The sequence below is a fragment of the Rhodococcus sovatensis genome, assembly GCF_037327425.1.
GTDB lineage: Bacteria > Actinomycetota > Actinomycetes > Mycobacteriales > Mycobacteriaceae > Rhodococcoides > Rhodococcoides sovatense.
The window spans coordinates 1,412,788-1,439,457 of sequence record NZ_CP147846.1 but is presented as its reverse complement, the minus strand read 5'-3'; the positions used below and the strand labels follow the sequence as shown (position 1 = coordinate 1,439,457).

The 26,670-nt window shown below is 61.9% G+C and carries 30 protein-coding genes, 1 tRNA gene and 1 other annotated feature; of the genes, 19 read left to right on the top strand and 12 right to left on the bottom strand.

The genetic code is table 11. The annotated features are described in order from the left end of the window. Window positions 1-37 precede the first annotated feature (37 nt). From WDS16_RS06715 to WDS16_RS06680, 8 genes are all read left to right on the top strand, one after another. Window positions 38-2,173 carry a molybdopterin-dependent oxidoreductase gene (locus WDS16_RS06715; RefSeq protein WP_338891453.1) on the top strand — a complete coding sequence of 712 codons (2,136 nt, stop codon included), beginning with the start codon at window positions 38-40 and terminating at the stop codon, window positions 2,171-2,173. 67 nt (window positions 2,174-2,240) lie between these two features. Further along, a tRNA-Ile gene (locus tag WDS16_RS06710) sits at window positions 2,241-2,314 on the top strand. A 490-nt stretch (window positions 2,315-2,804) separates the two neighbouring features. Beyond that, complete coding sequence (locus WDS16_RS06705) at window positions 2,805-4,196, top strand: Mu transposase domain-containing protein (RefSeq protein WP_338886009.1); 1,392 nt, start codon at window positions 2,805-2,807, stop codon at window positions 4,194-4,196. After that, complete coding sequence (gene istB / locus WDS16_RS06700) at window positions 4,193-5,035, top strand: IS21-like element helper ATPase IstB (RefSeq protein WP_338886008.1); 843 nt, start codon at window positions 4,193-4,195, stop codon at window positions 5,033-5,035. Before WDS16_RS06705 ends, istB begins: the two co-directional genes overlap by 4 nt. 49 nt (window positions 5,036-5,084) lie before the next feature. Next, complete coding sequence (locus WDS16_RS06695) at window positions 5,085-5,483, top strand: hypothetical protein (RefSeq protein WP_338891451.1); 399 nt, start codon at window positions 5,085-5,087, stop codon at window positions 5,481-5,483. Window positions 5,484-5,522: 39 nt separating this feature from the next. Then, window positions 5,523-6,374 (top strand): hypothetical protein, encoded by an 852-nt coding sequence (locus WDS16_RS06690; RefSeq protein ID WP_338891450.1) that lies wholly within the window; start codon window positions 5,523-5,525, stop codon window positions 6,372-6,374. Beyond that, a complete protein-coding gene (locus WDS16_RS06685) occupies window positions 6,371-6,874 on the top strand; it encodes a hypothetical protein (RefSeq protein WP_338891448.1) in 504 nt (167 codons plus the stop codon). Before WDS16_RS06690 ends, WDS16_RS06685 begins: the two co-directional genes overlap by 4 nt. 167 nt (window positions 6,875-7,041) lie before the next feature. Continuing rightward, window positions 7,042-8,291 (top strand): IS3 family transposase gene (locus tag WDS16_RS06680; protein WP_338887388.1). Its coding sequence is split into 2 segments (ribosomal slippage): window positions 7,042-7,330 and window positions 7,330-8,291, totalling 1,251 coding nucleotides; the frame shifts between segments, so codons are not numbered across the junction. Next, window positions 7,329-7,457, top strand: a sequence feature (AL1L pseudoknot). (Overlaps the previous gene by 129 nt.) Before the next feature lie 42 nt (window positions 8,292-8,333). Here WDS16_RS06680 and WDS16_RS06675 read toward each other — a convergent pair. Further along, window positions 8,334-8,459, bottom strand: coding sequence for a hypothetical protein (locus WDS16_RS06675; RefSeq protein WP_338891447.1), 126 nt, complete (start codon window positions 8,457-8,459; stop codon window positions 8,334-8,336). A 32-nt stretch (window positions 8,460-8,491) separates the two neighbouring features. Continuing rightward, window positions 8,492-8,734 carry a hypothetical protein gene (locus WDS16_RS06670; RefSeq protein ID WP_338891446.1) on the bottom strand — a complete coding sequence of 81 codons (243 nt, stop codon included), beginning with the start codon at window positions 8,732-8,734 and terminating at the stop codon, window positions 8,492-8,494. 653 nt (window positions 8,735-9,387) lie between these two features. Between WDS16_RS06670 and WDS16_RS06665 the strand changes: the two genes are divergently transcribed. From WDS16_RS06665 to WDS16_RS06655, 3 genes are all read left to right on the top strand, one after another. Further along, the gene (locus tag WDS16_RS06665) at window positions 9,388-9,747 is read left to right on the top strand and encodes a helix-turn-helix domain-containing protein (RefSeq protein WP_338891444.1); all 360 of its coding nucleotides are present in this window, start codon (window positions 9,388-9,390) and stop codon (window positions 9,745-9,747) included. Between the two features lie 98 nt (window positions 9,748-9,845). Then, window positions 9,846-11,306, top strand: a complete 1,461-nt coding sequence (locus WDS16_RS06660) for an MFS transporter (protein WP_338891442.1) — start codon at window positions 9,846-9,848, stop codon at window positions 11,304-11,306. A 219-nt stretch (window positions 11,307-11,525) separates the two neighbouring features. Continuing rightward, window positions 11,526-11,729, top strand: coding sequence for a hypothetical protein (locus tag WDS16_RS06655; protein ID WP_338891440.1), 204 nt, complete (start codon window positions 11,526-11,528; stop codon window positions 11,727-11,729). Window positions 11,730-11,862: 133 nt separating this feature from the next. Here the strand turns inward: WDS16_RS06655 and WDS16_RS06650 are convergent, their stop codons facing one another. Together WDS16_RS06650 and WDS16_RS06645 are read right to left on the bottom strand one after the other, a co-directional pair. Next, on the bottom strand, window positions 11,863-12,015 hold the full coding sequence (locus tag WDS16_RS06650; protein WP_338891438.1) for a hypothetical protein: 153 nt from the start codon (window positions 12,013-12,015) through the stop codon (window positions 11,863-11,865). Further along, window positions 12,012-12,461 (bottom strand): universal stress protein, encoded by a 450-nt coding sequence (locus tag WDS16_RS06645; RefSeq protein ID WP_338891436.1) that lies wholly within the window; start codon window positions 12,459-12,461, stop codon window positions 12,012-12,014. Before WDS16_RS06645 ends, WDS16_RS06650 begins: the two co-directional genes overlap by 4 nt. Window positions 12,462-12,574: 113 nt before the next feature. On the opposite strand from WDS16_RS06645, the gene WDS16_RS06640 reads away from it, so the two are divergent. After that, window positions 12,575-13,036 (top strand): cupin domain-containing protein, encoded by a 462-nt coding sequence (locus WDS16_RS06640; RefSeq protein WP_338891434.1) that lies wholly within the window; start codon window positions 12,575-12,577, stop codon window positions 13,034-13,036. A 117-nt stretch (window positions 13,037-13,153) separates the two neighbouring features. Then, window positions 13,154-13,876 carry a GAF and ANTAR domain-containing protein gene (locus WDS16_RS06635; protein ID WP_338891432.1) on the top strand — a complete coding sequence of 241 codons (723 nt, stop codon included), beginning with the start codon at window positions 13,154-13,156 and terminating at the stop codon, window positions 13,874-13,876. Here WDS16_RS06635 and WDS16_RS06630 read toward each other — a convergent pair. Together WDS16_RS06630 and WDS16_RS06625 are read right to left on the bottom strand one after the other, a co-directional pair. Continuing rightward, a complete protein-coding gene (locus WDS16_RS06630) occupies window positions 13,873-15,372 on the bottom strand; it encodes an MFS transporter (RefSeq protein WP_338891430.1) in 1,500 nt (499 codons plus the stop codon). The genes WDS16_RS06635 and WDS16_RS06630 overlap by 4 nt on opposite strands. A 7-nt stretch (window positions 15,373-15,379) precedes the next feature. Next, on the bottom strand, window positions 15,380-15,997 hold the full coding sequence (locus WDS16_RS06625; RefSeq protein WP_338891428.1) for a PadR family transcriptional regulator: 618 nt from the start codon (window positions 15,995-15,997) through the stop codon (window positions 15,380-15,382). A gap of 200 nt (window positions 15,998-16,197) precedes the next feature. Here WDS16_RS06625 and WDS16_RS06620 point away from each other — a divergent pair, with 200 nt between their 5' ends. Next, complete coding sequence (locus WDS16_RS06620; RefSeq protein WP_338891426.1) at window positions 16,198-20,304, top strand: bifunctional nitrate reductase/sulfite reductase flavoprotein subunit alpha; 4,107 nt, start codon at window positions 16,198-16,200, stop codon at window positions 20,302-20,304. Window positions 20,305-20,356: 52 nt separating this feature from the next. Beyond that, window positions 20,357-20,911: a cysteine hydrolase family protein gene (locus WDS16_RS06615; protein ID WP_338891424.1), complete on the top strand. Its 555-nt coding sequence runs from the start codon at window positions 20,357-20,359 to the stop codon at window positions 20,909-20,911. A gap of 52 nt (window positions 20,912-20,963) precedes the next feature. Here WDS16_RS06615 and WDS16_RS06610 read toward each other — a convergent pair whose 3' ends face one another. From WDS16_RS06610 to WDS16_RS06600, 3 genes are read right to left on the bottom strand one after another with little or no spacing between them, the layout of a single operon-like run. Further along, complete coding sequence (locus tag WDS16_RS06610) at window positions 20,964-21,353, bottom strand: hypothetical protein (protein WP_338891422.1); 390 nt, start codon at window positions 21,351-21,353, stop codon at window positions 20,964-20,966. Window positions 21,354-21,375: 22 nt separating this feature from the next. After that, entirely contained in the window at window positions 21,376-21,765 is a 390-nt protein-coding gene (locus WDS16_RS06605) for a VOC family protein (protein ID WP_338891420.1), read from the bottom strand. Then, window positions 21,762-22,076, bottom strand: a complete 315-nt coding sequence (locus tag WDS16_RS06600; protein WP_338891418.1) for a metalloregulator ArsR/SmtB family transcription factor — start codon at window positions 22,074-22,076, stop codon at window positions 21,762-21,764. Before WDS16_RS06600 ends, WDS16_RS06605 begins: the two co-directional genes overlap by 4 nt. 57 nt (window positions 22,077-22,133) lie before the next feature. Between WDS16_RS06600 and WDS16_RS06595 the strand changes: the two genes are divergently transcribed. After that, window positions 22,134-22,421 (top strand): hypothetical protein, encoded by a 288-nt coding sequence (locus WDS16_RS06595; RefSeq protein WP_338891416.1) that lies wholly within the window; start codon window positions 22,134-22,136, stop codon window positions 22,419-22,421. Between the two features lie 4 nt (window positions 22,422-22,425). Here the strand turns inward: WDS16_RS06595 and WDS16_RS06590 are convergent, their stop codons facing one another. Together WDS16_RS06590 and WDS16_RS06585 are read right to left on the bottom strand one after the other, a co-directional pair. Next, complete coding sequence (locus tag WDS16_RS06590) at window positions 22,426-22,578, bottom strand: hypothetical protein (protein WP_338891414.1); 153 nt, start codon at window positions 22,576-22,578, stop codon at window positions 22,426-22,428. Window positions 22,579-22,640: 62 nt separating this feature from the next. Next, window positions 22,641-23,114, bottom strand: coding sequence for a MarR family winged helix-turn-helix transcriptional regulator (locus tag WDS16_RS06585; RefSeq protein WP_338891412.1), 474 nt, complete (start codon window positions 23,112-23,114; stop codon window positions 22,641-22,643). 82 nt (window positions 23,115-23,196) lie between these two features. Between WDS16_RS06585 and WDS16_RS06580 the strand changes: the two genes are divergently transcribed. Then, window positions 23,197-23,706 carry a VOC family protein gene (locus WDS16_RS06580; protein ID WP_338891410.1) on the top strand — a complete coding sequence of 170 codons (510 nt, stop codon included), beginning with the start codon at window positions 23,197-23,199 and terminating at the stop codon, window positions 23,704-23,706. 15 nt (window positions 23,707-23,721) lie between these two features. Here WDS16_RS06580 and WDS16_RS06575 read toward each other — a convergent pair whose 3' ends face one another. Beyond that, on the bottom strand, window positions 23,722-24,213 hold the full coding sequence (locus WDS16_RS06575; RefSeq protein WP_338891409.1) for an SRPBCC family protein: 492 nt from the start codon (window positions 24,211-24,213) through the stop codon (window positions 23,722-23,724). A 128-nt stretch (window positions 24,214-24,341) separates the two neighbouring features. On the opposite strand from WDS16_RS06575, the gene WDS16_RS06570 reads away from it, so the two are divergent. Both WDS16_RS06570 and WDS16_RS06565 read left to right on the top strand, forming a co-directional pair. Beyond that, window positions 24,342-25,430 (top strand): CdaR family transcriptional regulator, encoded by a 1,089-nt coding sequence (locus WDS16_RS06570; RefSeq protein ID WP_338891407.1) that lies wholly within the window; start codon window positions 24,342-24,344, stop codon window positions 25,428-25,430. 84 nt (window positions 25,431-25,514) lie between these two features. Further along, complete coding sequence (locus tag WDS16_RS06565) at window positions 25,515-26,669, top strand: glycerate kinase (protein ID WP_338891406.1); 1,155 nt, start codon at window positions 25,515-25,517, stop codon at window positions 26,667-26,669. Window position 26,670: the final 1 nt, after the last annotated feature.

The window sequence follows — 26,670 nt, the reverse complement described above, 5'->3', positions numbered from 1 at the left end:
CGCGCTAGGCTCGCACGGACGAATGGAGAGTTACTAGATGACGATCAAGTTCGGCTCGTGCAATCTCTGTGAGGCGATGTGCGGCCTAGAGTTCACCGTCGAGGACAACACCGTCACGTCCGTCCGCGGTGACAAGCAGGATCCGCTCTCCCGTGGACACATATGCCCCAAGGCGGTGTCCTTGATCGATCTGCACGCCGATCCTGATCGTCTGATCAAGCCGGTACGTCGCACCGACAGCGGGTGGCAGGAAATCGACTGGGACGAGGCCTACGAACTCGTGGCCGAGGGCCTGGCGTCGACTCGTAAAAAGCACGGTTCCAATGCAGTCGGCATCTATCAGGGCAATCCCAACGTGCACAGCCTCGGCGCGATGACGCACGGAATCCCGTTCACGTCGATGCTGCGAACCAAGAACCGCTACTCGGCAACATCCCTGGACCAACTCCCCCACCAACTCGTCAACCATCTTCTGTACGGTCACCAGCTCGCACTACCAATCCCCGACATCGACCGGACCGACTTCTTCCTCGTATTGGGTGGAAACCCGATGGCGTCGAACGGCTCGATGATGACGGTGCCCGATTTCGCGAACCGCGTCCGTGATCTCAAGGCACGAGGGGGCAAGCTGGTCGTGATCGACCCTCGCCGAACCGAGACTGCCGACATTGCGGACGTTCACCACTTCGTCAGGCCGGGAACCGACGCGCTGCTCCTGCTTGCACTGATCAACTCGATAGTCGGATCGGGCAAGACACGAACTGCGGCCTACGTCGACGGCGAAGCCGAGATTGCTTCGCTCGTGGCCGATTTCACGCCGGCGTCGGTAGCGCCCGTCGTCGGAATCTCCGCCGAGGACATCACGACACTCGCAAAGGACTTCGCCGAAGCGGACGCTGCCGTCGCGTACGGGCGGATGGGCGTCTCCACTCAGCAGTTCGGCAGCGTGTGTCAATGGGCCATTCAGGTGCTCAACATCCTCACCGGCAATCTTGACCGCGTGGGCGGTGCGATGCTGACCGATCCCGCCATCGACCTTGTCGAGAAGAACATCGTCGGCAGAGGTCACTTCGACAAGTGGCGTTCGCGTGTACGTGATTTGCCGGAGTTCGCGGGGGAATTCCCGTGCTCGACGATGGTGGATGAAATGACGACTCCGGGTGACGGCCAGATTCGGGCGATGGCCGTGTTCTCCGGGAATCCCGTGTTGTCGATGCCGGGCGGCGAGAAGCTCGATCGAGCGTTCGCGGAGCTGGACTTCATGGTGTCTTTCGACTTCTACATCAACGAGACGTCCCGACATGCGGACGTGATCCTGCCGCCGACGATGTCGCTCGAACGCGACCACTACGATCTGATCTTCCAGACCTTCGCCGTGCGCAACACTGCGAAGTTCATGCCCGCCGTACTGACCAAGAAGGCCGGCGCCAAGGCGGATTGGGAGATCTTCCGCGACCTCGCCGTCCGGTACCAGGCGGCACTCGCAGGTTCCACCCTCGGTGCGCTTCGTGCGCGCCTGACCCCGAAATCCATTGTGACCGAAGCTCGTCTGCGCCTCTCGCCTCGCCGAACTGTCGACGTGTTGCTACGCAATCACCGCAAGGGCCTGTCGGTCTCGAAGCTCGCGAAGTCTCCACACGGCGTGGACCTCGGTCCTCTCGAACCTGGTCTTCCGCGCAAGCTCCGCACTTGGAACAAGAGGATTCAACTCGTTCAGGACATCATCGTCGCCGAACTCCCCGCGCTGCACGATCTGATGACCACCACCGAGGTCCCGACCGACGGACAACTCTTGATGATCGGACGTCGACATCTGCGCAGCAACAACTCGTGGATGCACAACGCACCGCGGCTGACGAAGGGCAAGCCTCGCCACCAACTGCTCGCGCATCCCGACGATCTGACGGCACGCGGCATCGAGGACGGCTCGCTGGTAGCCGTGACGTCAGCTGCAGGTGCGGTCGAGATCGAGGTGATCGCCACCGACCGGATGATGCCGGGCGTGGTCAGCATGCCGCACGGATTCGGCCATCAGCGCAAGGGAGTCGAGCTTTCGGTGGCATCGTCGGTGGTGGGAGCGAGCGCCAACGACATCACCGACCCGCAGCAGGTGGACGCAGTGTCGGCCAATGCGATCCTCAACGGAGTACCGGTAACCATCGCGGCCGTATGACGACCCCTCCGAGGGGTACTCGACAGGCGATTCGGTAGCATTCGTAACCGCTCGCCACACGCGAGATGGGGCGGTAGCTCAGTCGGTTAGAGCCGTGGACTCATAATCCATTGGTCGCGGGTTCGAGCCCCGCCCGCCCCACAGCGAAGGCGTAGGTCAGACGACCAATTATTCACTTCCAGGCCAATAAAGTACGCGCAGGGATAGCAGTGGGATGGCAGCTTCCAAACTCAGGCGTCGATATCGGTAGCGGCGTCCAGAGCATCTGCCACCGCATCGAGACCGTCTTCGAATAGACCGGTGTATACATCGAGGGTCATTGTGGCCGAGCTGCCGCGGCACCTCTTTCACACTCACACTGGCGCTGATCGCCAGAGACGCGTAGGTATCTCGCAAGTCGTGCGGGGTCAACTGCGCCAGTGCGACTGCGGGTCGGAACACCCGCTTCGCCCACGCAGGGTTACGGATCGGCTCGCCAGAGCGGGAGCGGAACACTGACGGCGCTCGCTGAAATTCCCTAGTTTCGCTTATCGAAATTCCCTACCCGTGTGGCATCGCCAACGAGGGCGGGTCTCCACCGAAGCTGATGGTCTCTGACCACACACCAGCTATCGAAGGAGACCCGCTCCTCATGCTTACACAGGAGGAAGATGTGGAAATACAGGCCCTGAAGAAACGCGGGTGGACGACCGCTGCGATCGCCCGACACACCGGCCGAGACCCGAAGACGATCCGGTCGTATCTGAACGGCACCACCACCCCCGGAGTGCGCAAACGCAGCATCCCGGACCCGTTCGAGGTGTTCCTCGCCTACGTCACCGCACGGCTACTCGACGACCCCCACTTGTGGGTGCGCACGCTCTGCGACGAGCTCGAGGACCTTGGCTACGCGATGTCGTATCAAACGCTCTCCCGCAAGATCCGCGAGTTGGGACTACGCCCGATCTGCCAAGCCTGCCTGACCGCCACCGAAAGACCCAACGCTGTCATCGAACACCCGCCGGGTGAAGAGACACAATGGGATTGGGTCGATCTGCCCAACCCACCTGCCTCGTGGGGATGGGGATCGATGGCACATCTGTTCGTCGGGACCTTGGCGTGCTCGGGGAAATGGCGCGGAATCCTTGCACCCGAGATGACTCAGCCGCGTGTCGTCGACGGGCTCGACCGGATCTGCCGGGGCCTCGGCGGGGTGAGCAGGGTGTGGCGGTTCGACCGAATGGCGACCGTGTGTCTTCCCGAATCGGGTCGGATCACCGCCAGCTTCGCCGGCGTCGCCAAACATTACGGTGTGTCCGTCGCGATCTGCCCACCGAGGCGCGGGAACCGCAAAGGTGCAGTAGAGAAGTCCAATCACACTGCAGCACAGCGTTGGTGGAGAACACTGGCCGACGATCTGACGGTCGAGCAAGCCCAAGCCAGCCTCGATCGGTTCTGTAGTCTCCGCGGCGATACCCGTCTGCGAGCGACGAAAGACGGCAAAACATCGGTAGCAACGCTCGCCACCTCCGAAGGACTGCACCCGATGCCAGCGACCACCTATCCGGCGATCGTGACCACCGAACGAGTGGTCTCCCGGCAGGCGTTGGTGTCCTATCGCGGCAACCGCTACTCCGTCCCTCCCGAGCTCGCATCGGCCACCGTGACGGTCACCCAAGTCCTCGGAACCGATGTCATCGACATCGTCACCCCCTCGAACATCACCATCGCCAGACACCGGCTGGCAGCAGACGGAACCGGTGCGATGGTCCGCGATCACGGCCACATCTACGCCCTCGAACAAGCGGCGATGGCCGGCGCCAACACCGGTCGCCCGCACCGCCGCAAGGAACGCATCCCACCCGGACCCGAGTCTCTCGCTGCAGCGGACATCCTGCGAACCGCCACCGGAACAGCACACCCCACGCACGCAGAGTTGAACGAGGCCGGCAGTGGTGCAACTGAATCCGACACGAGCGATGCAATCGTCTACGACCTCTCGATCTACGAACGCGCCGCGCACGGAAGGAACACCCTGTCATGACCGACAACAAATCCACCGACCGGATACCGGCACCGAACACCGCCGAAGCAGCGAGCCTCTACCAACGCTTGCGCGGACATCTCGCAGTGCTGAAACTGCACGACGCGGCCGAAGCGCTACCGTCGGTCCTCGACCAAGCCGCAGCCGAGGAACTGTCGATGACCGCGGCGCTGGACCGGTTGCTCTCGATCGAGGTCGAGGCCACCGAAGCCCGCCGGTTGACCGGAAGACTTCGGTTCGCATGCCTACCGACACCAGCCTCGCTCGAGGACTTCGACTACGACGCCGCTGCCGGTGTCGACCGCAAGCTCATCGAGGAGCTAGCGACCTGCCGATACCTCGAAACAGCGACGAACGTGCTGCTCATCGGACCGCCCGGGGTCGGGAAGACGCACCTGTCCGTCGGGTTGGCGAGAGCCGCAGCACACGCTGGGTATCGGACGTATTTCACCACCGCAGCCGATCTCGCCGCCCGCTGCCACCGAGCTGCGTTGGAGGGCCGGTGGGCCACGACGATGCGGTTCTATGCCGGACCGACACTTCTCGTCGTCGACGAACTCGGATACCTACCGCTACCCGGTGAGGCAGCATCAGCGCTGTTTCAAGTTGTCTCGCAACGGTATATGAAGACATCGATCGTGATGACCACCAACCGTGGCGTCGGATCCTGGGGTGAAGTGCTCGGAGACAACACCGTCGCCGCAGCCATGCTCGACCGACTTCTACATCGATCGGTCGTGCTCAACCTCGACGGCGATTCCTACCGCCTACGAGACCACAACGCCAGATCGGAGAAGCTCCGCAAAGCCACCACCGGAACCCGCCAACCACTACAGTGAAGACCGCTCACGGGTAGGGAATTTCATTGAGCACGATCAGGGAAATTCGATGAGCGCCGTCAACACGAGTTCTCCCCCATCTCTACCCGCTGCCTATAGGCGAAGCCGGCGCGTTCGGTTTCGGCAAGCAGGCGTCTTACTGCAGTCGAAGGAAGAGCCGCTGATGCAGCTGGCCGGCGGGGTCACCGGTGCGGTGGCTGCAGCGGCCGGTGGACCGGAAGCGTTCGCCGCGCACATGGCACAGACGCAGATGGCGACCGCGGCGAACTTCGCAGCCTACGCGCCGGAAGCCGTGGGCGGCATCGCCGAGTCCGCACTGTCCGCGATCGCAGGACCGCTGATCGGCACGGTCAACACCGGCATGAGCAAAAACGAGCTCGTCTCGACCATGGGTGACGTACAGAACCGCGCGATGCGCCGAAACAAGATCGGGAGGGCACGACTCTAGCAACGAGACCTGTCGGTATGAGTGTGTAGCCTGCGCGGAATGACCACCACCACAGGCTCCGCCGACTTCAAGCATCCAAAGTGCTACGCGAACACTGAAGGCGGATGCTCCACCAGAATCTCCGGCGAGCACTTCGTGTCGCATAGCCTGATCAGGCTCTACACCTTCGATGATCCGAATGTCACGATCCAGCATGACAACGGGTTCGGGGTACGGCATCCGGTCTCGCCGAGGAGGTTCGTAGCAAACGTGTTGTGCGAGGCCCACAACAACGGCCTCTCTGATGCAGACGCTGCGGCACTTAAATTCGCAACATTTCTGCGCGAGATTGCTCTCCGCTACCAGAACGGTTCCGGTGACTGGGGGGTAAACGAGTCCGTCGAGATCTCCGGTGACGATTTCCAGAGATGGGTTCTCAAACTGCTTGCAACACATGCCGCTGGTAATGCGCTGACTGCTAACGGCGAGTTGGTGAAGAGTCCAATCTTGGACGACTCCATCCACCTCCTGCTGAACCGGGCAGCGTGGCCGACGACATGGGGTCTATGCGTCGCTGCTGACGCGACCAATCCCGAACTCAAATTCGACCCCTTCAGCCGCATCGAGACGGCGACAGACAACTGGTGGGGCGTGACTCCGATGCTTAAGAACGGCGACCAGACCCTTATCGGTGGCGTCGTCGAACTGGCGGGTGTCGGGTTCGGTCTCAGCCTCTACAACCCAGGTCGAGAATTGCCGGAATTCAATCTTCCGGCAAACCCACTGCGCGGATCCATACGGCGGCCGTCTGTCATGGCATGGGAACTCAAAGGTGTTCGGAAGCAGGTTAACTTCACCTGGGACGACCATCACGAGCACAAGAACATCACCTACACGATGCAACGTTCGTGATCGATCCGGTCTGGGCTGGCGTCGTCGGCACTGCGGTCGGTGCCGTTGCCGGTAGCGCAGCGTCCCTACTCGCTCCGCTAATCAATTGGCGCACGGAGAAGCAGCGACTTGAAGTGGAGAAAGAAAACGCAAAGGACCTCTTCAAGCAGCAACACGAACTCGAGCTCGTTCAAATCGACAGGCAGGCCAAACTAGCCGATCTCGATTCCAAGCGCACTCTGGTCACCACATGGCGGGACGGCGTCGCCCAGGCTCTGGACGAGTGGACCGAGGACGATATTCGATCGCGGACTAGTTCGGGGCCTACGAGCGCGCTGGCACCGACTTACAGGTCCGCCGCGGGGAAAGCATGGTTCGCGAGCTTAAGACCAAATCTAGATACGAGCATCGAGGACGTCGATTACTTGGCCAAGCAGATGGAACTGATGATGTTCCCGGAATACGCTAAGACTCTCTTCGACGAGATCGCGCGTATCGAGTCCGAGTGGGGCCTTCGATAACGAGTCGAGACGCAGAACGACCCCGCCAACCGGGAGGGTAGACAGGATCGTTCTTCAAACCGTGCGTCTCTGCAGCCGCGCTGTTGTTTTCCATGTGCCCGACTAATTGACTCGACTGAATCACCCCGGCGTGTCCGGAGACTTCGTTCTTTGGGAAGGATGGAGTCATGTCGTCAGGATCGCAGAAGAGGTACCCGCCGGAGTTGCGTGAGCGTGCGGTGCGGATGGTCGCCGAAATCCAGCACGAACACACCTCGGAGTGGGCGGCGATCGAGTCGGTCGCGGGCAAGCTCGGCATCGGGACCGCGCAGACCTTGCACAACTGGATCCGGAAGGCTCAGACCGATACCGGCCAGCGCCCCGGCGTGACCAGTGAGATGGCGGCGGAGATGAAGAAGCTCCGTGCAGAGAACCGAGAACTCAAGCGCGCCAACGAAATACTGAAGTCGGCGTCGGTTTTCTTTGCGGCGGAGCTCGACCGCAACAACAAGTGATCATCGACTACATCGAAAACAACAAACAGGAGTACGGCGTCGAGCCGATCTGCAGGGTGCTCACCGAGCACGGCTGCCCGATCGCGCCGTCCACCTACTACGAGGCCCGCAGTCGTGCAGCATCGAAACGAGCCGTACGTGATGAACAGCTGAAGGTCGAAATCAGCCGGATCCATGACGAGAACTACTCGGTCTACGGCGCACGCAAAGTCTGGCTGCAATTACGACGAGAGGACGTCGATGTGGCCCGCTGCACCGTTGAACGACTGATGAGCATGCTCGGCCTCGAAGGGGCGCGACGTGGCAAGAAGAAGCGCACCACCATCGCTGACCCACAGGGGCAGCGGGCGGATGATCTGGTGCAACGCAAGTTCAACCCAATCGGACCAAATGTGTTGTGGGTAGCGGACTTTACGTATGTCTCGACGTGGTCGGGGTGGGTGTATGTGGCGTTCGTGATCGATGCCTACTCCCGGCGAATCCTCGGGTGGCGGACTTCGACCAGGATGACCACCCCTCTGGTTCTCGATGCGATCGAACACGCGATCTGGACGAGACGACGGGACGGCATCACAGACCTGTCGGGACTGATTCACCACCACGACCGCGGCTCGCAATATACCTCGATTGCCTTCACCGAGCGGCTGACTGAGGCCGGCATCGATGCCTCGATCGGAACGACCGGGGACAGCTACGACAACGCCCTCGCGGAGACGATAAACGGCCTGTACAAGACCGAACTGATCAAGCCGCAGGGACCGTGGCGAACGGTCGAACACGTAGAAATCGCCACGTTGGAATGGGTGGACTGGTTCAACCACCGCAGACTGTACGAGCATTGCGGAGACATCCCACCAGCGGAACTCGAGGCCCTCTACTACGGTGAACACGGAACTCAGCGCATCGCGGAGTTCTCAAACTAGAAAGTCTCCGGACACGCCGGGGTGATTCACGACACCGAAAGTTCATGGCTTGAGAAGTTCCCGCCACGCGTCGATCGAGTCGGCTGAGAAGAACGGACGCTCGGGGTCGAGCACCGCTTCGCAGTCCGACGGCAGACCAGCCACCTCGGCGAGCTCCTCCCGCGACACCCCAAGAATCCGCTAGGCCGACGCGAGGCTGATTAGCGTCCTTGGGACATCTCTGCGGGCACGGTGTCTGGTAGTCGCGCGATGAGCAAATCTTCGATCATGGCGTCGACTGTCGCCATCTCATCCTGGTGAAGATCGAAACCGATTCGGACCTCTTCGAGCAGGGTGTCCCATTCTTCGCGAGTGAAGGTGAGGGCCTGACTGTCGGACAGAGTGACCGTGACGACTTCGTCGGTGAACTCGACCACCGGGGAGAACTCGGACGAGAAAACCATGCGTGAAACGTTGATCATTGGCGAGAGCCTTTCCGTTTGCGCATGCGTCACCCACTCCACGGCATGGATACGCGCCGGGATAGCAGCTTCCGTGTGATGAGGAGTGCTTCGAAGGGATTGGAAGGATCGCAGAACCCGAATCACCGGCTATAAGCCAACGTTAGCGGGCTTTCGAGGGGTGTACGGTGGTCCATGGGGAAAACGTCAAATATAACTCACAATCCATTGGTCGCGGGTTCGAGCCCCGCTCCTCAATAACGTTTGTACTCGGAGAAGTTGCTTGACGTTGTCGATGAGTCCTGCGCGAGCCGGTCGTCGCGCAGTGCGCGACGACCGGCTCTTCGACGACGGTTGCCTGCAAATATGGTAGGTCGCAGGTACGATTGCTGAGCTTCTGCAGCCGAAATACTGGTACTTCGTACCGTTTCGACTAATGGGCTGCGTGTAGACAATTCTGCTCGTGCGTCCGACCGAATAGCACCGCTGACAAGACAGGGTGCCTTTCTTGATGGTGCGGCTGGAGAAAAGCTAAGCGTCGGGATGCAATGGCGCTCAAGAGCATGCGGACGTTCCGTGATCTGGTACTGGCTGACTTCTTGGCAATTCCCACAAGACCGATTGTTCTAGTTACGTAGTCCAGTAAGGTCGGGTTCATGTTGCTGCCAAACCGAGACCAGATCCAACTCGAAGACGTACTCAGCGCTCTCGGGCACCCCGTGCGCCTTGCGATCGTGGCCGCTCTCACTGATGGCAACCAACACCGCTGCGGTTCCATCGTCCACGGCGTCTCCAAGTCCACCCTGACGCATCACTGGAGGGTGCTCCGCGACGCAGGGGTCATCTTCCAGGAACCGTCTGGACGCGAGAACTTGCTCTCCCTACGCAGAGTGGATCTCGATGCTCGCTTCCCCGGGTTTCTGTCATCGATAGTCCAGGCACTGTCGAGCGATAGCTTGCTACGGAATGCAGTGGCGGAGTACCTCGACGACCTTCCGTCGATCATTTCCGGCTAGCGACAGACCGCATCGGTTCGGATGTTCCGTTGCACACTCGACTCAAATAGGACTACTGTTCGCGTACAAACGAAACTTCGTATTCAACAGGAGGCTCCATGAGAGCACCAACGACAACGCGTCGTCTGGGCTGGTCACTGGCCCTACTCGCGTTTGCGCAACTGATCTTCTCGCTCGATATCAACATCGTGTACGTCGCGCTACCCGACATCGGTGCATCTCTCGGCTTCGACGGGCAAACCCAGCAATGGGTCGTCAGCGCATACACGGTGTTCGCCGGCGGGTTCCTCCTCTTCGGAGGTCGAGCCGCCGATCTGCTCGGACGTCGCCGAATCTTCATCACCGCGCTCGCCATCTACGCCGTCTCGTCGCTGGTGGGTGGCCTCGCGACTGAGCCGATTCTGCTGGTCGGCGCACGGGCCGTTCAAGGTATTGGAGGCGCACTTCTCCTCCCCTCGACCCTGGCGTTGATCGGAAACTTGTTTGCCGAAGGGCCCGCTCGTAACCGTGCACTTGCGATTTGGGGCGGCGCAGGTGCGAGCGGCCTCACTCTCGGCGCCTTGCTCGGTGGAGTGCTTACTCAGGCGTTCGGGTGGCCGGCGGTGTTCTATGTGAATGTGCTGCTGGCAGGCGTGGCCGCAATTGCTGCATTCGTTCTGATTCCGAAAGATGACCCACAGCATGAGAGTCGAAAGTTCGACTTCCCTGGGGCTTTGACCGTAACCGTTGCCGCAACTCTCTTCGTCTACGCGCTCGTTCAGGGTCCGTCCGATGGATGGGGCTCGACGACGATCGTGGCGGCACTTGTCATCGCAGTCCTGTCGGCAGTTGCGTTCGTCGTCATCGAGACCCGCTCGGCGGATCCGTTGATGCCGCCGAAGCTGCTGGGCAATCGCAACGTCGCTGTCGGAGTGTTGGTCACCTTCATATACATGGGAACATTCGGTGCGTTGCCCTACTTCCTGACCGTTCTGCTACAGAATGTGCACCAGTTCTCCGCGCTGGAAACAGGATTGGCCTTCCTGGTGCCGTCGATCGCCATCGCCACCGGCACCCAGGTGGGCGAACGGCTGGTCAATCGTTTGGGAGGACGGACAACCCTGCTCATAGGATTCGCTATCGGGCTGCCGGGCACGGTCGTTCTTGCACTCGGCTTTTCGGAAGGATCATCCTATGCCGCGATTGTGCCGGGCCTGATAATCTCCGGGTTCGGACAAGGCATCGTGTGGACCGCGATGTGGATCGTGGCCGCTACGGGTGTAGCACCGAGTCAGCAAGGCGTCTCCAACGGACTCGCATCGACTGCGCTCAACATCGGAAATGCGATCGGCCTGGCTGTGCTTGTAGCGATTTCGGCAGCATCGGGTAGTCACATCGCGGATGCAGCGGGCGGAGACCGAATCGCGGTGTTCGCAGCGGCAGCCCTCATGCTGTTGGGCGTGGTCGCCGTGGCACTACTGCGGCCGACGAAGAACGTCAACGCCGACCCAGCCGACCCAGTTCGCAGCGAGAACAACGGTGCCCTCTCTAGCGCTGACGAACTAAGCACCCGCCACTGAACTCGTGGTTTGCTCTTACCGCAACCCACGACGACACCGGTCGGCATCGAGAGCTGTCCACCGCGTACGTCGCAGAGGCGATTTCGGCCGATTCGAGTCACGACGTCAGCATCTCCCGCAGCTACCTGCAGGGCTGCGAAATGGTGGTCAGACCAACCCGACGATCGCTGTGGTCGACGCCATAGGGGTTTCTTTCGTGAGCGCCTCGCAGGGCGTGACGTGACTGTCTCCGTGGCGGCGCTCGTCGGGCACGAATCGGCCACCGATCAGTCAGACGACCATTTGGCTGAGCTGCTCGCGGACCGGCCGGTCAAAGGTATCGCCATGCGAGCTGGAACGATGATTGCAGCAGTGCGAGAACAACTCTTGAAGATGATAGACGTGCTTGATCCGCCACCTGCCGTCACCGATCGCAGCCCGTAGCCGTTGATCCTGATGTGCTGACCAGAAAGCGAGTCAGCGTACAACCGATGCACGCATTCGAAGGGACGTCAGCTCGCAGGAATTCGATCCGGTTGCGGGTCGACGAGATGGCACGCAATGGTGATCAAAGTCGCTATATCGCGTCGACGGTCCGCGCGCCCTCGAGGACTGCAATTCGTCGCGCTGGCCGTAGAGCCTCGGTGTCCTCCACCACGGGTTTGAGATGTATCGCCGTGTGTATCAACAATGCATCGTTGACAAGCCCCTCCCAACTGTCGAATCTCACGGAACAACGGTGACCGGCCAACGCCCGGCTTTGACGAGTCTCACTGCGACCGAGCCGAACATTCGGTGACCAGCGTGCTCCGACGCCCCGACGACGATGGCGTCCGCCCGCAGTTCCTCGGCAACAGCGACGATTCCGTTGAAGGGATCTCCTGTGGCAGTGCGGAATTCCCACTTGGGCACGTCGGTGTGCGCCGTTGCTTTTTCGATGTAGGCGAGCAACTCGTCGGCGATCTCCTTGCCGGTCTCGACGAGCGAAATGCCGGCCTGCCCCCATGCTGCGGTAGCCAGAGGTTGTACATAGACGAGCACGAGCAGCGATCCTTGGCGTCTCGACAGCCCTGCCGCGTACGCCGCCGCTTTCCACGACGATTCCGAGCCGTCGATTCCGGCCAGAATGACCTTCGGCCCGTCGACTCCATATTCGAACGCGTGCGATTCATCCACGACGAAAGGCTACTCAGTGGACCACGAGAGCAAATCTTCGATACCCACCCCACCAGGTCGAGTGGGTTCTAGTCTGGTTTCGTTCGGGGCACTCTGATGAGAGGCAACACGCGATGACATCGATAGGCCGGATCGGTACCGTCGGACTCTGCTGCATCGCAGCGGCCGGGCTGTCCCGCGCGATTGCCGGGGCGACGCCGCCGTCCGGCGTCACCGCCGAGACGCTCGCCCACGTCTCCTTCCCACTGATTCCAGGCAGCGCCGATATTGCAGGCACCGACTTCACCGCTCGCAAGATCACGATCGCCCCCGGCGGGACAACGGGTTGGCACTATCACGACGGTCCGGTCTATGCATATGTGGAGCAGGGGGTTCTCACGAGAACCCTGCATGACTGTTCGCAGGTATCGACGCCGGCCGGCCAGGTCATCGCCGAGGAAGTAAACGCTGATCACGTACACGAGGGCACCAATCTCGGCACTGTTCCTGTGGTCCTCTACGCCGCGTATATCGAACCTCCTGGCAAACCGTTCGCCGAGGATGCACCAGCCCCGCCGTGCGCCGGTGCTGCCTAGTCGACCTCGACTAGTGAGCACTGCGTACTCTGATTGGTCGAAGGCTGGCAGCTTTACCAGTCCAGCGCGGCGCTCTACGCCACGCCGGGACTTCGCACTGACTCGATCGGAGTATCCATGGAGGAAGAATCGCTCGCAGGCGCCCCAGCGTCTGCCGATCCCACGACCGTCTTCGCTGCATTGGCGGACATCGTCTATCGAGGCTCCAGTGCAGAGGAGATCTATACCGCGATCTGTGTGGCGGCCACCCTGCTCGTGCCGGGCTGCGACCATGCCAGCCTGATGCTCGTCAACCGGGGCAAGCCCGTCACGGTCGCAGCGACCGATCAGGTCGCGCGCACGATCGATGACATCGAACGGGCAACGGGCGAGGGACCGTGCCTCGATGCCATCGAGAACGAGGCCGCTCAGATCGAACCGGACTTCCTCGCGCCCAGCGCGTGGCCGGCACTGGCGAGAGGCGTTGTTACGCGTACGCCGGTCCGCGGAGCCATGGGATTCCGCCTGATGCTCGACCAGAAGAAGGTCGGCGCGATCAACCTGTTCAGCGACACCCCGGGCGCATTCGATTCCGAGACCGCCGACCACGCCATCATGTTGACGGCCTTCGCGGCGGTGACGGTGTCGGCGATCCTTGCCGGCGAGGAGGCAAATACCCTACGCCGGGGTCTCGAAAGCAACCGCGAGATCGGTAAGGCCATCGGACTGTTGATGGCGATGCACGACGTCACCGACGATCAAGCATTCGAGATGCTACGCAAGACATCTCAGGACATGAACGTCAAGATCGCGGCGCTCGCAACGTCAGTCGTGGAAGCACACAAGCGCAGTCTCGCCTAATGATCCACTGATTCGCGCGACGGCGGCCCTGGCGCGTCGACGCGCTTGGGGAGCGCGAACACCAGCAGCAGAGCCACAACACCGAATGCCGCGCTGACGGCCATCGCGACGGACGCAGCGTGCATGAATCCGCTTGCGACCGTATCGGGTCCAGTGATGTTCAGAGACCCGAACAGCACGCTCCCGATGACGGCGATGCCGACGGCACTACCGATGCGCTGCATCGTCGAGATGACGCCGCTGGCGGCCCCCGCGTCCTGCCGATCGACCGTTGCGACGATGAACTGTGCGTTCGGTGCGATGAATGCGCCGTTGCCCAGCCCGCCGATCAACAACGGCACCAACAGCTTCCAGTTTGTCAGCTCGGACGCATCGGTGGTGGCGAGCAGAATCCACATCCAGATCAAGCTGACGGCCACCAAGGACGTTCCGAGGAGTAGAACGGTTCGGCCAAGTCGTTGAGTGAGCTTGTTGCTCTGGGAGGAGGCGATGATGCTGCCGATGGCGAACGGAAGCATCACGGCGCCCGACGACAGCGCAGAGTTGCCGAGGCCGGACTGCCACAGCAACGACAGAGTGAAGAAGATGCTGGTGAAGGATGCGAAGTACACGAGGGCCAGGATCGTGCCGCCGGTGAACGCGGGATGCGCGAAGAGCTTCGGGGGAACCAACGGGTTGTGCCCACGCTTGGTGTAGTGAACTTCCCAGGCACCGAAGGCAGCGATGAGCAGTGCACCGGCGGCGAGCGTGATGTACGTCCACACCGGCCAACCCTGATCCTGTCCTTCGATCAGCGGAACCAACAGTGCAACGAGTCCTGCAGTGACGAGCAGCAATCCCACCCAGTCGATACCGGTTTCGGACCGGGTCTCGGACTCGATCTCCGACCGGTTCGGTAGCAGGAAGGCAGCGGCGATCAAGCCGACCACACCGATCGGCAGGTTCACCCAGAAGACACCTCGCCAGCCGTTTTCATTGCCGAACGCCTCGATGATCAGTCCACCTGCGATCGGTCCGAGTGCAGTGGACACTCCGATGACGGCGCCCATGATGGCGAATGCTTTGCCACGCACCTGGCCCGGAAACAGCAGCTGAATGAACGCGGTGACGGCGGGGACGAAGATGCCGCCCGCGAGTCCCTGGACGATTCTTGCGATCACCAGCTGAAGGTCGTTCTGCGCCAGACCACACGCGAAGCTGGCGACGGTGAACAGCGCGAGGCCGGCGAAGAAGACCCACTTGTGCCCGACACGATCGCCGACCTTCCCCGAGGGAATCAGGGCAAGGCCGAACGCGAGAGCGTAACCGGAGATGATCCACGACAATGTCGCCTCGGACGCGTCGAGACTCGTCTCGATGGTCGGTAGCGCGACGTTCACGATCGTCGTGTCGAGAAGCGCCATGAACATGCCGAGCAGCAGCACGATCAGCGCCTGCCAAGCCCTACGGGGCACCTCCACACCAGGTGCGGACGCGCGTGGGATGGACTCGGTCATGATGTGTTCAGTCCTTCGGTCGGTGCGATTGAGGGAGGTGAGGTTGAGGGAAGTGCGGTTGCGGGAAGTCCGTTCGAGTGCGCTCGTCCTCTACGACATTCGGCAATGCCTGGACGAGGCTGTCGTGCCATTCGATCTCGGCCACAAGACGCTTCTCGCGATGCTCGAGCGCGAAGGTCTCGGCGAGAGACAGGTGCGGGCGTGCCCGGGAATTCGCCTCCCGGGTGGTGCGCAACAGTTCTTTCAACAGGTCGACTCTGGCTGCGATGAGCTCTGGAAGTCGGTCGAGGCGATCCGGATCGAGCCTGGTGAGCGCCAGATCGAATGGATCTGGACGCAGAACGTAGCTGGTCAGGCCCTCGAGTCGCAGCGCGTCGAGGGCTCGACGGCCGGAGTCGGTGATTGCATACACCTGCCGCGCCGGGAAGTTTCCCTCTTGTTCGGTCCGAACGTCGGTGATCAGAGCCTCCGAATGCAGGCGCTTCAGCGCCCCGTAGAGGCTCCCCACCGAGATGTCGGTCCACATGTGAAGTCGTTCTTCCTCGGCCAGCAGCTTGAGTTGATGGCCGTGCATCTCTCCTCGTTGAGCGAGGGACCCCAGAATGTACAGGCGAATGGACGACACGCGACTACTCTCACACGAGTAGTCTTGGATGTCAAAGCCCCTACCAGCACATATGTCCGTTTCGTCGCATTCGTTCAGTTCGACCTTCGGCGAATCGCCCTCGACATCACGGGAGTTCAGGACAGACGGTGAGGACAACGTCACGTCGGGCTAACGGACGTGTCATCGACCCGAATCCTGCGCTGAGGATGGTGGGTGTCGTGGGAACAGGAACAGTCGAGACCAGCGTGGACACCGTCAAGACGGTGTGCGCGTACTGCGGTGTCGGCTGCGGCATGACGTTGCAGATCAGTAAGCGTCCCGACGAACCTGCAACCGTCGTCAAGTCGATCGGCGACAAGTCGCATCCCACCAACCTCGGGCGCTTGTGCACGAAAGGGTCGACCACCTCGGACATGCTCGCGGCACCGGGCCGCCTCGAGACCGCCCGGACCCGCGATTCCCGAGGTGATGACTTCGAGCCGGCCGACACAGCCTCGACCATCGCCCGTACCGCGAGAAAGCTGCGAGCAATACTCGACGAGCATGGCCCGGATGCTCTCGGTCTGTACGTGTCGGGGCAGATGTCGATCGAAGCGCAGTACCTCTCGAACAAGCTCGCGAAAGGGTTCATCGGCACCAACCAGATCGAATCGAATTCGCGCTTGTGCATGGCCAGTGCAGGCACGGGATACAAGTTGTCGCTCGGATCGGACGGTCCACCCGGGTCGTACGACGATTTCGATCACGCCGACGTCTTTCTGGTAACCGGCGCCAACATGGCCGACTGCCATCCGATTCTGTTCCTCCGAATGATGGACCGCGTCAAGCAGGGTGCGAAGTTGATCGTCGTCGACCCCCGCAGAAACGCCACCGCCGACAAGGCACACCTCCACCTGCAAATCGCACCCGGAACCGATCTGGATCTACTCAACGGCCTGCTCCACCTGCTCGTCGCTGACGGGCACATCGATCAGGACTTCATCGACGACTTCACCGATGGCTGGGACGTCATGGAGGACTTCCTCGCCGACTACACACCCGAGCAGGTCAGCGCCAAGACCGGCATACCGGAGGAGGCGATTCGCACTGCCGCGCGGTGGATCGGCGAGTCCGGCAACTGGATGAGTTGTTGGACCATGGGGCTGAACCAGTCCACGCACGGCACCTGGAACACCAACGCTCTGGTCAACCTCCATCTCGCCACGGGTGCCATCTGTCGCACCGGCAGTGGACCGTTCTCGCTCACCGGGCAACCGAACGCCATGGGTGGGCGTGAGATGGGGTACATGGGGCCAGGGCTTCCCGGGCAACGCGCAGTCCTGTCTGCGGACGATCGCGCATTCGTCGAAGAGAAGTGGAATCTGCCGGCTGGGACGCTGCGCACCGACGTCGGCGGTGGCACCATCGACTTGTTCTCGCGGATGGCCGACGGTGACATCAAGGCCTGCTGGGTAATTTGCACCAATCCCGTTGCCTCGGTAGCCAATAGACGAACGGTCATCGCAGGCCTCGAACGTGCCGAGCTGGTGATCACTCAGGACGCGTTCGCGGACACCGAGACCAACGGATACGCCGACGTCGTACTCCCCGCCTCGCTGTGGACCGAGTCCGAGGGCGTCATGATCAACTCCGAACGCACACTCACCCTGTTCCAGAAGGCCGTGGATGCGCCCGGACAAGCGATGCCGGACTGGCAGATCATTGCGATGATGGCGTGCGAACTCGGCTACGCAGAACACTTCACCTACTCGAGCGCCGAAGAGATCTTCGAGGAGATCAAGGGCTTCTCCAACCCTCGCACAGGATACGACCTGCGCGGCGTGACGTACTCGCGTCTGCGCGACACCCCACTGCAGTGGCCGTGCCCTCCGGACGACGTCGACAATAACGACGACAACGGTCGGCACCCGATCAGATATCTGAACGACGGAATCAGTCAGACCCTCCGAACCCGCGAGGACGGAACTGTCCCGAGATTGTCGTTTCCGACTCCGACCGGACGTGCGCAGTTCTTTGCCCGCCCCTCGATGGCACCGGCGGAGATGCCCGACGACGACTACCCGTTCCTGCTCAACACCGGACGCTTGCAACATCAGTGGCACACGATGACGAAGACAGGAAAGGTCGACAAGCTCAACAAGCTGAACCCCGGCCCGTTCGTCGAGATTCACCCCACCGACGCCACACGCCTCGGAATTGCTGCGGGTGACCGTATCGAGGTCGCCTCACGTCGCGGTCGAGCAGTGCTCCCCGCGGTCGTGAGCGACCGCGTCCGACCGGGAGATTGCTTCGCGCCGTTTCACTGGAACGACCTGTTCGGCGAGTACCTGTCGATCAATGCGGTCACCAACGACGCCATCGATCCGCTCTCGCAACAGCCGGAGTTCAAAGTGTGCGCTGTGACACTGACGAAAGTGGCCGCTGCACAGCCGACATCGAACCGCGAACTGTCCACGGCATCCATGGCACCGATCGACGCACTCTCCGAGCTCGTCGGCGAGTGCGCAGGCCCTCCCCTGCCGCTTCCAGTCGTCGAGCAGCGCTTCATCGCCGGGCTGCTCGCGGGTCTACGAGCTGATGCAGCCCTCCCTGGTGTCCCGACGCTGCCGGCATCCACGCCGCTGTCGACGGAGACTCAGGCATGGCTCGAAGGGATGCTCGCCGGGCTGTTCTCTCGGCACGCAGCCGCTCCTGTGCCCGGGGCGCAGGAAGACACGAAACAGGTCCTTGTCCTGTGGGCGTCGCAGACCGGCAACGCCGAGGAGTTCGCGTTCGGTTGCGTCGAACAGCTCCGGAGTGCAGGGATGACGGTCCGAGAGCACGTCATGGAAGACTTCTCGCCGTCCGAGTTGACCGACTACAGCGACGTGTTGCTGATCAGCAGCACGACCGGGGACGGCGAAGCGCCCGACAACGGGACGACGTTTCTCGACGGCCTGTCCGGTGATCCAGCACCGGATCTGAGTGGTATTCGCTTCTCGGTGCTGGCGTTCGGCGATTCGAGCTATGCCGATTTCTGCGGAAACGGTCGCCGTCTCGACAGTCGATTCGCCGAGCTCGGCGCCGCGCGACTCGTCGGCCGTGTGGACTGCGAGCCGGACCACGAGGAAGCGTCGTCGATGTGGCTCGAGCGGGTGTTGTCGAAGCTGACGCCATCGGAGACCCCAAGCACGGCAGTCGCAAACGTTCGCCCTCCAGCCGCCACAACGTACGGCAAGAAGGCACCGCTTCCTACCGCGCTCGTGCGCAATACGCCCCTGAACGCACCCGGGTCTACGAAAGACGTGCGCCAGTTCGGTTTTCACCTTCCCGAGGGCACTCTGAGCTACGAGGCCGGGGACGCTCTCGGAGTGTGGCCGCGCAACAGCGATGCACTCGTCGATGAATGGCTGCAGGCGACCGGGCTGGGCGGAGACACCGTCGTGGATATCGCTGGGCATGATTCGATGCCGCTGCGGCTGGCTCTTCGAGATCGGCTCGAGATCGCGAAGGCAACGCCCGACCTACTCCGATTCGTCCAAACCCGCACCCGGGACGCAGACCTCGAGCGACTGCTGATGCCCGAGAACAGAAGCGCGCTGACGGATTGGTTGTGGGGGCGTCAGTCCATCGACGTGCTGACCCATGCGCCGGTGCGCGCCGGTGTCGACGACTGGCTGACGGTATTGAAACCCCTTCAACCGCGGCTCTATTCGATCTCTTCGAGCCCCAAAGAGAATCCGAACGAGGTGCAGCTGACGGTATCGACCGTGCGCTACAACGTGCACGGCGTGCCGCGGCGTGGTGTGTGCTCGACGTATCTGGCTGATCACGCAGCCGGCGAGGACGTCGGCATATTCGTGCAGAAGTCGTCGCACTTCAAGCCACCTGAAGACCCGACGGTACCGATGATCATGGTGGGGCCAGGAACAGGCGTGGCGCCATTCCGAGCATTCCTCCATGAGCGACGTGCACTCGGCCACTCAGGACCGAACTGGCTGTTCTTCGGCGAACAGCATGCGGCAACCGACTTCTACTACCGCGACGAACTGACGAGCATGCTCGACGGCGGATCTCTCACCCGTCTCGATGTGGCGTTCTCACGTGACCAGTCGTCGAAGGTCTACGTGCAGGATCGAATGACCGAGAACGGCGCGGAAGTGTGGAAATGGCTCCAGCAAGGGGCTCACTTCTACGTGTGCGGCGACGCGACACGCATGGCCAAGGACGTCGACAACACCTTGAAAGGCATTGTCGCTCAACATGGAAAGCTCGCCCCGTCAAGTGCCGAGGCATACGTGAGGGCTCTCGCGGCCGAGAAGCGATACGTCCGGGATGTCTACTGAGGTTGTAAGCGACTGGCACACAGTTTCCGCTGCGGTGACTATGGTCGCAACCATGACCACTCTGACCGACCGTCCGAACACAGCATTGCTCGTAGTCGATGTCCAGAACGATGTCATGGCCTCCTCGATCGAGTCCGACGCAGTTGTGTCTCGAATCGCCGAGCTGGTCGCGAAGGCACGAGCGGCAGCAGTGCCGATCGTATGGGTCCAACATTCGTCCGAAGAGCTGGTCGAAGGGTCAGCGGGGTGGGAATACGTTCCCGAACTCACCAGAGATGCTTCCGAACCCTTGATCCACAAGACTTTCGGCGACTCGTTCGAGGAAACAGAGCTCGAGTCCGTTCTCGCCGAGCTGGCCGTCGGCGCACTCGTCATAGCCGGTGCGCAAACCGATTTCTGCATCCGCAGCACATTGCACGGCGCCCTCGCCCGCGGCTACGACGCCACTCTCGTCAGCGACGCGCACACAACCGAAGACCTGAGCAAGTGGGGCGCTCCCCCTCCGGCGCAGGTCATCGCGCACACCAACCTGTACTGGGACAATCAGAAAGCTCCGGGCAGGACGACGGGAGCTGTGCCGACCGAGGACATCCGATTCGATCAGTAGATCCGAGCATGCTCCGAAAGGACGAACAGGAAGCCCTATCCGTCCTGTCGGATCACCGGTCGCCCAAGAAGGCCTTCGCCACCGCCGCGGGCGCGTAGACCAGCCAACCATCGGTGAGCAGTTCGCGTAGCTCCTCTATGTCCGCAGCTTCCACCTGAACCAGGACCGCCGAGAAGCCGTCGAAATGGCTTATCGTGAAGCATGATTTCGCATGCGCCGACAGGATCGCTTCCTTGTCCCCCAGATCTTCGGTGCGGATTCCCAGGATCGGTCCCGACGGAGGCGACTCGTCCCCGAATCGCTTGATATCGGCTTTGCTGAACGGCCGCTCCCACGCGAAGACCTTGCCTCCGACAGACCACGCCCTGTTTCCGTAGCTCGTACCGGTGGACACGTCGGGCAGCTCGCTCACCAAAAGTTCCACGTCGTCCAGCGTCGCCATGGCTCGAGGATAGTGCGCGTACCTAGCCTGCGTAGCTGGAAATCTGAATGAGATTGCCGCAGGTGTCGTCGAACGTCGCGACCGTGACCGGGCCCATCTCGGTTGGCTTCTGAGTGAACACGACGCCGAGAGCGAGGAGACGTTCGTATTCGGCGTACACGTCCTCGACGGCGAACGAGGTTGCGGGAATGCCATCTTCCATGAGTGCATCCCGGAACGGCTTCACTGCAGGATGCTCGGCCGGTTCGAGTCCGAGTTCCGGCCCGTCCTCGTTGCCGGGACTCACCAGGGTGAGCCACGAGTGTTCCCCCAAAGGAATGTCGTGCTTGACCACGAAACCAAGGATTTCGGTATAGAAGTCACGGGCCTTGTTCTGATCGGTGACCATCAGACTCGAGATGTAGATCTTCATGACAGTTCCTTCGGTTCAGGGTGATGCGGGGAGGTCCATCTCTCGGCGATGCGTGCCAGCGGCGCGGTGTCGAGAAAGTGAAACTTGTAGCGGCCCTTACGCTCCACTCGGACCAGCCCCGCGGCTTCGAGGACATCCAAGTGTTGCGAGACCGCTTGCCTCGACGAAGACATGCCGTGTATGGAGACCAGCCTGGTGCACAGCTCGAACAATGTCTGCTCGTCCCTGAGAACCAACTCGTCGAGGATCACTCGACGGGTCGGGTCGGCCAAGGCTTTGAACAACTCGGCAACTCCCGGCTCCTCGGGCACAGATCGACAATAGGCAAGTAACGGCTTGCATGTCAATAGACGGTTAACGTCGGAGTCATGGCCGAGCAACCCGAGTACACCGACGACGGTCGATATATCGTGATCAAAGGCCGCCGTTGGCGCGCGACCGACCCTGACATCCCAGAGGAACGGGGCGCCGAACTGCGATCGATCTTGATGGCCTGGAGGCGCGACGTCCGCGCGACGGACGGCGCACCGGAGTCGCGAGCCGGTGTACAAGCGGCCAAAGTCGCCCTAGGCGAACGGGGTACACCGTGGTGGGAACAAACCGACGACGAGCGGCGTGCTCGATGGGAAACCGAAGTCCCACGCCCGGAACGCTAGCCAGTCACTCTCCTGTTCGGTACAACCGCCAGAACCAGAAGGCCGACACAGCAAGCATCAGCCCGCCCGATCCGTACGCGCCCACCACGATCAGGCAGGCCCCCACCCCGCACAGCAGAACGATTGCCGCCAGCTGTAGACCATCGCCCCACGCCACAGTGCCGAGCTTAGACCGGTCCTCGCCGACCAGGGGCTCGGCATACGCGGCGGGTCGATGCTTCAGCGAGCGGTTCCCGATTTGCCGGACATATGCTCGCGCATGCGCTGACAACCTCGGCCGATCGCGTCGACATCGTCGGCCGAAAGGAGATCGAACATGTTCTCCCGCACGGCTGCTACATGACCCGGGCTTGCGGCTGTCAGCTTGGCCATACCGGCGTCGGTCAGCTCGGCGGACATTCCTCGCTTGTCGTTCTCGCACTTGACTCGAATTACCCAGCCTGCGTCCACCAAGCGGCTGCTCGCACGAGTGACCCCGCTACGGGTGGTAGTGACAGCGTCCGCCAGTTCACTCATGCGGAGTCGCCGTTCCGGCGCCTCGGACAACACGACGAGCAACTCGAAATCGGTGAACGAGATGCCGGTATCACGGGTCAATTGATTGTCCAGAGTGCGAACGAGAAGCCGTGTTGCTTCGAGGTACGCGCGCCAGGCGTATTGCTCCTGAGGTTCGAGCCATCGCGTCGCGTTCATGGCCTACAGCCTATTCTTCATATAATTGACACTGCAACTATCCGCGTTGCCCGGCGGGCACGCCACCACGAGGAGTTCGGCCATGAGCACGACAGACGACAAGCAGCGGTCCCTGCATCATGCAAACGAACGCGAACGAATCAAGGACCAGTATCTGGTCCCCAAGAATGAACGTCCGAGATCGTCCGCGCGTGGACTGCACCATACGGCACTGATCAGCAGTGACGTCCAGCGAACAGTGGAGTTCTATCAGGGCGTGTTGGAATTCCCACTGACGGAACTGATCGAGAACCGCGACTACCCAGGTTCGTCGCACTTCTTCTTCGACATCGGCAACGGCAACCTCCTCGCATTCTTCGACTTTCCCGGGCTCGAGGTCGGGCCGTATCAGGAAGTCCTCGGAGGGCTGCATCACGTAGCGATCAGCGTCGAACCGAACCGCTGGGAAATCCTGCGCGCCAGGCTGATCGATGCCGGAATCGAACTGGCCGAGCACAGCGAGGTATCGCTCTACTTCCGCGACCCCGACGGCGCCCGCATCGAACTGATCGCCGACCCGCTCGGCGAGATGTACGGAAGTCACGTGCTCTGAAGATCACTCCAGGGGTCACGCGTGCCCGAAGTGGGCGATCGTGTCGCGCACCAAACCGTCGAGAAGCACCTTCTTGTTCAGTGGTTGAGTCACTGCCAGCAGGACTCCCAAGCCCGGCCTGGCTTCCAAGGCGAAGCGCCAGACAAATCGGCAGCCGGTCGCGGTGGGCGTGATCTGGTAGTCCTCCGCAAACACGCCGAAGAGCGGCAAGCTCGCGCTCTCGACGTAGAAGGAATGACGCCGATTGCTCTCGTCCCATTCGAAGAATCGCTCGTTCAAGCCAAGGAGGCGAGCGACGACGACGCTGCGAGTAGTTCCGCTCTCGAACGGACGCCCCGAGGTGTACTTTCCCTTCAATGCCGAACACCACGCCAACGGTTGGTCTGCCGTGAGGCCGGCCCAGACGGTGTTCGCATCGGCCGCGAGATCCAACGTGTACGTGTAGGTGTACTTCGCCGTCTCGAAAATACTGTGGTCGGATACCGGCTTCAAGCGAAAGCGAGCCATCGAAACAACCCCTTTCCGGGGACATCAACGCGTGAATGGTCCGCCCCATCAGATCAGAGAGCGTCGGTGCGCCGTTCGGTCGGTCCAGACACTGGGCTCCGACCACTGGGGCCCGGTAGGCTCGGGCGATGCGGAGTTCGATACTGACCGCCGAGCTCGCCCAACGCGTCGTGGACCAGGTACGTCCCGTCGTCACGCACAACGTCAACATCATGGACGACCGCGGGATCATCATCGCGTCTGTCGACCCCTCACGCCTCGGGACCGTGCACCACGGTGCGGTTCTGGCGCTCGAACGACGCGATGCCATCCGCATCGAGGCAGACCGAGCAGACACTCGTATGGGCGTCAACGTGCCTCTCGTCATCGACGGAGTTCCGGTGGGAGTAGTCGGAATCACCGGTACGCCGACCATCGTCGAACCCATTGCCCGCGTTCTGGTTCTGACGGTGTCACTACTGCTCAAGCAAGAGCAGCATCTCGACGATTCACGTTGGCGAGAAGCGACTCTCCACGATCTGCTCAATGCGATGATCGACGGTGCCGGGGTGTCGGAAGCTCGCGTGCTGGCGAAGCTGCGCGACGTCGGCAGACCGCTCCGCTCGCCATGGACCATTCTCGTCGCGCGCAGCAGTTCGAGCTGTCAGCCGGACGCGTCGAGTCATCGAAACAGCCTGGTGGGAATCGACAACGCCGTCGCGATCGAACGCGACGGTTCCCTCTGGGTTCTCGTGGGTTCGTCCGATGCCGGCACTCGCGGGGTAGTCGTCGATCGACTGCACGCCGCGGGGGCGTCCGTCGTGTGCGGCCGCGCCGGCGCGACGATGCCGGAATTGCTCGTGGACGCACAGAAACTGAGAGTGTTGCTCGGGCACTCCGTTCCCGACGGCCTCGTCCACGAATTGTCCAGTCTCGACGTCGACGTGCTTGTGAGTCGACAACCCGACGCAATTGCCCGTGACTCGGTCGAGCGCATTCTCGCACCACTGAACCCGACGCTGCGCGAGACGGCCTCGGTGGTGATCTCCCACAACCTGTCCGTCGTCACGTCGGCAACCGCACTGCATACCCACCGCAATACCGTCGTGCAACGCCTGGCGCGGATCAAGGAGCTGACCGGGCTCGATCTGCGACTCTTCGACGACGCCGTGACCATGAAGTTGGCGCTTGCTGCAGCTCGGCAACTCGCCGACAGCGACAAGACGAACAGTGCATGACGCATTGGTCTCGCGGGAATTTCGATGGGTTTTATGTCTTTGACGACCATACTTTCTGTGGATTCAGTGTCCTAACCTGCAGTCATGGACCAACGCAAGAACGTCATTGTCGTCGCACCGGATTCCTTCAAGGGCTCCCGATCGGCGACCGAAGTGGCGTCCGCGATGGCCGCCGGAGTGCGCGACGCGCTCGGCTCATCGGCTGTTGTCGTCGAGTGTCCGCTCGCAGACGGCGGCGAAGGCACGCTCGACGCACTGGCCACCGCCCTTGATGCCGCCACCAGCTCGGTAGCCACCGTGGACGCTCTCGGTCGAAAGCGTCACGCCCGCGTTGCGATCTCTGGTAGAACCGGCGTCATCGAGGCCGCCGAAGCGAACGGCCTCCCCCATGTGTCCGACGCGGAACTCCAGCCGATGCGCGCCGACAGCTACGGCGTCGGACTCCTGGCTCGTCGTCTTCTCGACGATGATGTAACCGAGATTCTCCTGTGTATCGGTGGCAGCGCAAGCAACGACGGCGGCACAGGGTTTCTGTCGGCGCTCGGTGCGCGCTTCCTGGACAATGACGGCCACGAAGTCGCCTCGGGCGCAGCCGGTCTCACCGACATAGCTCGGATCGATCTGACTCAGCTTCATCCCCGTGCCCAACAGGTCCGCATCCGGGTCGCACTCGACGTCGACAATCCCCTTCTCGGCACGCACGGCGCCGCGGCGGTCTTCGGACCGCAGAAAGGGGCCACGGCCGAAGACGTGAAGGCCATCGATGCGGGGCTGGCACATCTTGCGTCGATCCTGGCCGCGGAGACCGGCATCGATGTCACCGAGATTCCGGGCGCCGGTGCAGCGGGCGGCCTCCCAGCGTGTCTGAGTGCATTCCTCGATGTGCGCTTGATGCCTGGGTCGGACATGGTCCTGAACGCCGTCGGATTCGATCGGCTGTGTGCGGACGCTGCTCTGGTTATCACGGGCGAGGGATCATTCGACTCGCAGTCGTTGCGAGGCAAAGTCGTTGCCGGCGTCCGGCGGGCGGCTCCACCGCATTGCCCTGTGGTGGTCATCGCCGGTCGTGTCGGCCTGACTCCCCAGCAGACCCGTGACGCCGGAATCACCGCGGCACTGTCGATCGCCGCCGGTCCGGCACAACTCAGCGAAATGTCGATCGCTACAACCGAACTCGTTCGGAACACGGCCGCAACCGTGGCGAGCATGTTCGGGAAGTTCGCCGGAATCAACTCGTAGA

Excerpts from the sequence above, each read along its gene's own strand:
- WDS16_RS06715 (WP_338891453.1), top strand. The coding sequence starts at position 38 with ATGACGATCAAGTTCGGCTCGTGCAATCTCTGTGAGGCGATGTGCGGC.
- WDS16_RS06705 (WP_338886009.1), top strand. The coding sequence starts at position 2,805 with ATGCTTACACAGGAGGAAGATGTGGAAATACAGGCCCTGAAGAAACGC.
- istB (WP_338886008.1), top strand. The coding sequence starts at position 4,193 with ATGACCGACAACAAATCCACCGACCGGATACCGGCACCGAACACCGCC.
- WDS16_RS06695 (WP_338891451.1), top strand. The coding sequence starts at position 5,085 with ATGAGCGCCGTCAACACGAGTTCTCCCCCATCTCTACCCGCTGCCTAT.
- WDS16_RS06690 (WP_338891450.1), top strand. The coding sequence starts at position 5,523 with ATGACCACCACCACAGGCTCCGCCGACTTCAAGCATCCAAAGTGCTAC.
- WDS16_RS06670 (WP_338891446.1), bottom strand. The coding sequence starts at position 8,734 with ATGGTTTTCTCGTCCGAGTTCTCCCCGGTGGTCGAGTTCACCGACGAA.
- WDS16_RS06665 (WP_338891444.1), top strand. The coding sequence starts at position 9,388 with ATGTTGCTGCCAAACCGAGACCAGATCCAACTCGAAGACGTACTCAGC.
- WDS16_RS06660 (WP_338891442.1), top strand. The coding sequence starts at position 9,846 with ATGAGAGCACCAACGACAACGCGTCGTCTGGGCTGGTCACTGGCCCTA.
- WDS16_RS06640 (WP_338891434.1), top strand. The coding sequence starts at position 12,575 with ATGACATCGATAGGCCGGATCGGTACCGTCGGACTCTGCTGCATCGCA.
- WDS16_RS06635 (WP_338891432.1), top strand. The coding sequence starts at position 13,154 with ATGGAGGAAGAATCGCTCGCAGGCGCCCCAGCGTCTGCCGATCCCACG.
- WDS16_RS06630 (WP_338891430.1), bottom strand. The coding sequence starts at position 15,372 with ATGACCGAGTCCATCCCACGCGCGTCCGCACCTGGTGTGGAGGTGCCC.
- WDS16_RS06615 (WP_338891424.1), top strand. The coding sequence starts at position 20,357 with ATGACCACTCTGACCGACCGTCCGAACACAGCATTGCTCGTAGTCGAT.
- WDS16_RS06610 (WP_338891422.1), bottom strand. The coding sequence starts at position 21,353 with ATGGCGACGCTGGACGACGTGGAACTTTTGGTGAGCGAGCTGCCCGAC.
- WDS16_RS06605 (WP_338891420.1), bottom strand. The coding sequence starts at position 21,765 with ATGAAGATCTACATCTCGAGTCTGATGGTCACCGATCAGAACAAGGCC.
- WDS16_RS06595 (WP_338891416.1), top strand. The coding sequence starts at position 22,134 with ATGGCCGAGCAACCCGAGTACACCGACGACGGTCGATATATCGTGATC.
- WDS16_RS06585 (WP_338891412.1), bottom strand. The coding sequence starts at position 23,114 with ATGAACGCGACGCGATGGCTCGAACCTCAGGAGCAATACGCCTGGCGC.
- WDS16_RS06580 (WP_338891410.1), top strand. The coding sequence starts at position 23,197 with ATGAGCACGACAGACGACAAGCAGCGGTCCCTGCATCATGCAAACGAA.
- WDS16_RS06575 (WP_338891409.1), bottom strand. The coding sequence starts at position 24,213 with ATGGCTCGCTTTCGCTTGAAGCCGGTATCCGACCACAGTATTTTCGAG.
- WDS16_RS06570 (WP_338891407.1), top strand. The coding sequence starts at position 24,342 with ATGCGGAGTTCGATACTGACCGCCGAGCTCGCCCAACGCGTCGTGGAC.
- WDS16_RS06565 (WP_338891406.1), top strand. The coding sequence starts at position 25,515 with ATGGACCAACGCAAGAACGTCATTGTCGTCGCACCGGATTCCTTCAAG.